The sequence below is a fragment of the Oleiphilus sp. HI0123 genome, from assembly GCF_001635315.1.
In genome coordinates this window covers 1-6,169 of record NZ_LWGE01001366.1, presented here as the reverse complement: position 1 = coordinate 6,169, position 6,169 = coordinate 1, and the positions used below count along the sequence as shown (strand labels likewise).

The following is a 6,169-nucleotide window of genomic DNA, read 5'->3' as shown; positions in this document are numbered from 1 at the left end:
CGGTACAAGCTTTCGCCCTATGGTTGAAGAGGATATGACTCGCCTTTTGGTTAGACTGAAGCATCATTTCAATCGCCGATTTCACCCAAGGCCCCTTCGCCAAGCCTCGCATATCCCCTGCAAATAAAGCCCCTGTTCCCAGCGCTTTAGTTAGAATCAATTTATCACCTGGCTGAAGCCCAGCCTTGGTTAGAAGCTGGTTTTCATCGGTTAGACCATTAATGGTAAAGCCAAGGCTTAGTTCAGCACCTTCTGCAGTATGCCCCCCAACAATGGGCATCTCACACGCATCAAAAACCTTGCTCGCGCCAAGCATCAGATGAAGCAATTGCTGCTCAACTTTTTCTTCACTCGCAAAAGGTAAGGTCACTAAAGCTTGGGCGCTATGGGGCGTTGCTCCCATGGCAAAAATATCACCCAAGGCATGGTTCGCGGCAATCTGGCCAAAGAGGTAGTCATCATCGATGAAACGTCGAAAAGCATCGACAGACTGGACTAATAATTTATCGGCAGGAATGGCCAAAACGGCGGCATCATCCGGCTGGGACAGTGCTACCTTCGCCTTATCCTCATAACGTGTTGAAAGCTGGGCAATCACGCGATTTAAAATAGGCTGCCCCACTTTGGCACCGCAACCGCCACAACGCATACTCATCGGCTCAGCATCCACACTCGCATTTTCAGCGGGGATCATCGGCTTGGCAAGTTCACTAAAGCGGCGCATAAATTTACGGTCGATTGAATCTTTCCAGTGCCATACCCATGCGCCCGACATTGCCCAGTCACCTCTAGAGGCAATTGCAGCTTTGTCGCCAGTACTCACTAAACTCAGGAACTTGCTCTGAGGGACAAAGGCTTTTAATGGCTCACCACGTAGGGCTTTTTCAAGATTATCAGCCAAGGGTTTACCCTGGCGCACAGCAAATACACCGGCTTTAGGCCGTGGGTGATCCAGCACATCAGCAATATCACCCGAGGCAAAAACATTAGGATGAGAAACTGACTGCAAACAAGCATCCACTTCTATAAAGCCCCGCTCACTACAGGCTAAACCAGCGGCTTTCGGCCATTCAGGGGCTGACGCCGATATTGCCCAAATAATCTTGTCTAAGCTTAGTTCCCTCGGGTTTTCAGCGTCTCGCGCATCGACCAAGCACCCTTCTTCAACTTTAGACACGCGAAAATCATGATGAACCTGCACCCCACGTTTATCCAATACCTTTTGGTAGCGCTGCTGCACTTTGGCATTGTGGCTGGGCAGTATCGTGTCACTCCCCGAGACCACGTGAAAGCGAAGTTGCTCAAAGCTCGTCTTTCGGTATTTTAGCGCACACTTAAGTTTGTGCTGCATCGCTAGCGCAACTTCAACACCACTGGCACCACCGCCGACAATACCAATATCTACCGGCGAAGTGAGTTCCTTACTCAGTAGGGATTGCTGCAAGTCATGCCAGAGAGCGAGAAAGCGATCAACAGGTTTCACACCAACGCTAAACTCTTTAGTGCCTGGTATGTTTTTTAAGTCTGGAGAAGAGCCTATATCTATCGACAATACGTCGTACGAAAACGGCGGATGCTGCTGACAGAAGATGGTTTTCGCTTCAAGATCGAGGCCTGTCACGCTATCTTCAATAAAGCGCACCCCAAAACTTCGACACGCTGCGCCCAGGTCGATATGCACGTCTTCATGCTCGTAGTTCCCGGCAATCAAGCCAGGCAGCATACCTGAGTAAGGTGTGAGTACTGAATTGGAAATCAGGGTAATGCGCACACCAGGTAGGTGACGCTTGGCCAACATGCTCAGAGCAATAGCGTGGGCATGGCCACCACCGATTAACACCAAGTCTTGGCTAATGGGTGTATCAGTATTTGTCTCATTTTTTTTCACGTTTATTCCTAATCCAGCTCTTTAAGAGAGGCGGTAATCAATGGTAATCATTCGTTATCGCTCCCTCTTTAGTGCCCTAAACCTGTAGGCAGAGCCTTCCACGGCTCGCATGAAGGCTAGCACGAGGTTGATCGAGCGAGGGATAGAACCCTCTGCCTACAGTCATTGTTATTTGTTAAATATAAGCTTGAATGCCACTACTCCGCCAGTGCGCACGGCGCACCCTATAACGGGACTGTTCCTCTTACACTAACGCATATCCGGCAAGGCATTGAGCCGCAGCTTTCGCCTAATACCGCGTGATAAGGTATCGACAAGAATATTCAGCAATGCCGTCACTAAAATTAAAAACAAGGCGCGATCAAAGCGCAACTCTTCGAAGGCCGAGTCGACGTAAAAACCCAAGGTATGCACGCCGAGAATTCCCAGTATGGCACTCTCTCGTAGAATCACCTCCCAGCGGTAAAACAAAAAGGCCAAAAAGGGCCGATATAATCTGGGCGTGACTTCGTAGGAATATAGATTAATGCCTTTCGGGGCGTCTTGTCTTAGCTTAAGGTTGCGTGATGCGTTGCCAATCAAATGCGCGATAATCGCACCATTGTGCAAGCTCAAAGCCACGATCGCGGGCACCATCGAGGGACCCATCATAATCAGTAAAACAAACACCAACATCAGCTCAGGTATAGAGCGCAAAACGACTAACAAGAAGTGTGACAGATAACGGCTGCCTTTGTTCAAAAATAAGGGTGAAATAAAGGGGTACATGACTAAGGCTAAGATGCCACTGCCCACCAATGAAATCATGGTCAGTAATAAGGTATTCCAAACGCCTTCGGCCACCTGCTGCTGTATCAGAAAGCTAGCCCAGTCCCATGTCGCATACCAAGCCTCTAGCTGCCAAAGAGTTTCAGCCCCTTTTAAGGGTTCAGGCAGGATATCGTAGCTTAAAAAGCGCCATATCAGATCGGTCTGTGTACTCAGGTATAAATTCAATTGAGTCGATAACCACACCACCGCGACTAGCAATAGCAGCAATAAGCTACGACGATGACTCCAGAATCTTAAGCTGGCGATGACAAAAAAGAAGACATAGAGCACTGCCGCGGCCTGATCGTACTCGCCTTCACTGAAGAAGCTTTCGAGATGAAAGCCCAGCGTAGGCAAGCCGATAAAACCAAGTATCGCGCTGCTTCGAATACCGCACTCCAAACGATAACGCGTATACGACACGACTTGCGGCCAAGCCTGCGCCAAGCGCGCGTAAAGAAAAGCCGAAAACGAGCCTTGTGCCTGGTGGGTCAGGGCATCATTCGGCGCACGATCGCTTTCTTCCAAAATCTCGGCATAGACCTTGGCGAAGATGCCAGAAAAAGGAATGATAATCGCCAACAAGCCAGTCAGCGTCGACAAGCCAAAGAACTGCAAAAACAGCAAAGCCCAAAAAATTTCATGAATTGAACGGATAAAGGCACAGCCAATACGGACCAAACGATGCTGAAAACATTGCGCCAACAGCAAGCCGAATACAGAAGAGATCGCCACACCGACCAAGGCAAAAGCCAAGGTGTTCAGCAAGCTGACCAGCAATTCATACCAAGAGAAAAAAGACGGGCTGACAAAACCCTGAGCAATACGACCTAGCTCTCCCCAAGGGTCTGCTGTAATGATTTCAAGGTCGGCAAAACAAAGGCAAATAAGCGCCAGAAACAAAAAGCCGGAGCTGACTCGATTAAGCGTCCACATAGCTTAACGACAGAGCTTTAAGTCAGGATGCTTAGGCACCGGCGTATTATCATGTTCGCCGGTGGGCTGCTGGGTATCGAAATCGGAATAGATTTGACGAAGCTTATCTGAGTCCAGTTCGGCAACTTGGCAATCTATCGCTAACTCACCGCCTTTCAAGCCGATGATACGATCGCAGTATTTCACGGCCAGTTCGGTATTATGGAGTGCTAAAACAACGCTCTGGTGAGAAGAGATGATCTTAGCGATCAAGCGCTCGGCTTGTAGCTCATCCACCGCAGAAACCGGCTCGTCGCCGAGAAAAATATCCCGTTCCTGGATCAGCGTTCGAGCTAATGCTGCACGCTGTTGCTGACCGCCAGATAAGGTCTCGGCACGCGCTTTCAAGTGTTCTTGTAAACCTAAAGATTGTGCAAGCAAGGCTACCTTTTTTTGAACCGCCTTCTGAGGAAAAAACAAATTCAAAGCGTTATAGAGAAAATTGTGCTTATCCAACTGCCCCATATAAATGTTATGGAACAAAGATAAACTGGGGACCAAAGCCGGCGCCTGCTGACAGAAGGCAATATCATCGGGGCGCAGCTGGTATAGTGCTTTGAGTAAAGTACTTTTACCTGCACCACTCTTGCCAAGCAGTGCGACTTTTTCACCGGCCTTAATTTCTATCTCCAAGTCACGCAGCACGGTATTACCTTGCCACGCTAAATCCTGCTTGGAGAGATGAAATATGGTTTTTGTCGGTGCCCCCGTATCAAGCATATTAGTCAATCAAACCAATGCTTTTAGCGGTATCCAAAATTGCCTGATAATCTTCGTTCTTCGCTTCAATAAAGGCTTTACGAGGAAAACGCGCTAGCAAGTCAGGGTCTTTCATATTCAACAAGGCTTGTTTAATCTTTCCACCAAAACCTTCACCCCAATGCGCGTCCACATCACCGCGTATGCTCCACTGGTAATCCTGGTACTGAGGTGTTTCCCAAATAACCTGAACCTTTTTTGGATCAATCTTACCTGCGGCTAGCTCTTTTTCCCAAACCTTGTAGCTCAACACACCAATTTCGTAGGCACCTGAGTTAACCAAAGCGGCTGTGCGTGAGTGATTACCACTAAAACCTATACGTTTGAACAACGCATCAGGCGCATCATTAAGGTGTTGACGGATATAAAACTCAGGCATCAAGCGACCCGATGTTGAACCTTTTGAACCAAAGGTCAGTGTCTTGTTAGCAATACCTTTTGGGAATTCATCACTCTTTTTTAAACCTGTAGAATGATGCGCAATAAAGTAAGTCTTGAAGAAGCGGTCTTCATCTCCCTGTGCGATCGCTTGGGAGCCTGGCACTAATAAGCGCGCCTGCACACCCGACAAACCACCAAACCAGGCTAATTGAACCTGATCATTTCGAAATGCTGTCACTGCAGCCGCATAAGACTTAACCGGCACATAACGTACCTCAATGCCTAAGGCCTTCCCTAAGTACTCAGACACTGCACCAAAGCGCTGCTCAAGCTGGGTGCTGTCCTGATCAGGGATGGCGGTAAAGGTAAAATCTTTCGCCTGCGCGCTCACCGCTAGGCTAAACAATATGATCAAGGTACTGAATAATTTCATTTTGAGTAGTGCTCCAATAGTGCGTCTTTGCTTCCCCGCAATACAATTCTTTCAGCCTTCTTTGAGAGCTGATAATCGTACATTGGGTCGTAGTAATCTTTTAGTAAATGTTCGATCCACTCCCGGTGAAGGCCGTAAGCCTCATCAGATTCTGAAGCAGAAAATTGTTGTTTGATCGCTCGTGCCATCATTTGCTGTAGATGATTCTTTCGCTCGCTACCCAAGCGGCGTTCTATTCTCCCTAAACTCTCAAACAGATAGTTAGAGAAATTCTCAATGCCCTGCTCTTCACCGTCCCGGCTTAAGTAGGCTTCGGTCATATCAATCACATAGTCTTGAAGCACTACATCGATTCGTTCTTCCAAAGGCGTTTCTAAGACAATTAAAGGGCAAGCAGACATGCGGTCTTTCAAAGTCAAAGGCAAAGCACAACGGCCAATCAAACGACTTTCGTCTTCCAGAAATACCGTGCCGCTATTTTGATGGCGCGCTTTTAATAGGGCGATGGATAGTTTGTTTTCAAAATCTATTTGGCTAGGTTGAGGGGTCAACATTCGACCAAAGCTAGAACCACGATGATGAGCCAAGCCTTCTAGATCGACGTAATTATTGAACTGCTTCAAAACGCGTGTTTTACCGGTGCCCGTTCGGCCACTAATAACGGTGAAGTCTAGCTCGCTGATTTGCGTTTCCATTTCGTCAATCAGAAAACGACGCATGGCTTTGTAGCCGCCTTTTATCAAGGGGTAATCCACACCTACGTCTTTAATCCAGCCTTGTGTGGTTCTTGATCGCAAACCACCCCGAAAGCAATACAAATAGCCCTGGGGGTTCTGTTTAGCAAAAGCCAACCAGGCCTCAAGCTTTTGGGCTTTATTTTCGCCACATACCAGCTCGTGTCCTAGTTCAATGGCACTATCCTG

5 protein-coding genes are annotated in these 6,169 nt (G+C 47.9%); all 5 read right to left on the bottom strand.

Features of this window, described 5'->3' with window-relative positions; genetic code table 11:
- The coding region (gene selD / locus A3761_RS17175) for a selenide, water dikinase SelD (protein WP_068750575.1) at positions 1-1,888 on the bottom strand (1,888 nt) is incomplete at its 3' end.
- Between the two features lie 249 nt (positions 1,889-2,137).
- On the bottom strand, positions 2,138-3,634 hold the full coding sequence (locus A3761_RS17170; RefSeq protein ID WP_068513593.1) for an ABC transporter permease: 1,497 nt from the start codon (positions 3,632-3,634) through the stop codon (positions 2,138-2,140).
- A gap of 3 nt (positions 3,635-3,637) precedes the next feature.
- Complete coding sequence (locus tag A3761_RS17165) at positions 3,638-4,393, bottom strand: ATP-binding cassette domain-containing protein (protein ID WP_068513591.1); 756 nt, start codon at positions 4,391-4,393, stop codon at positions 3,638-3,640.
- 1 nt (position 4,394) lies between these two features.
- Complete coding sequence (locus A3761_RS17160) at positions 4,395-5,246, bottom strand: putative selenate ABC transporter substrate-binding protein (protein ID WP_068513588.1); 852 nt, start codon at positions 5,244-5,246, stop codon at positions 4,395-4,397.
- A partial coding sequence (gene mnmH / locus A3761_RS17155; protein WP_068750573.1) for a tRNA 2-selenouridine(34) synthase MnmH occupies positions 5,243-6,169 on the bottom strand: 927 nt, incomplete at its 5' end. The genes mnmH and A3761_RS17160, both read right to left, overlap by 4 nt.

What these genes read in the sequence shown, in the direction of transcription:
- A3761_RS17170 (WP_068513593.1), bottom strand. Translation starts at nt 3,634, where the DNA reads ATGTGGACGCTTAATCGAGTCAGCTCCGGCTTTTTGTTTCTGGCGCTT.
- A3761_RS17165 (WP_068513591.1), bottom strand. Translation starts at nt 4,393, where the DNA reads ATGCTTGATACGGGGGCACCGACAAAAACCATATTTCATCTCTCCAAG.
- A3761_RS17160 (WP_068513588.1), bottom strand. Translation starts at nt 5,246, where the DNA reads ATGAAATTATTCAGTACCTTGATCATATTGTTTAGCCTAGCGGTGAGC.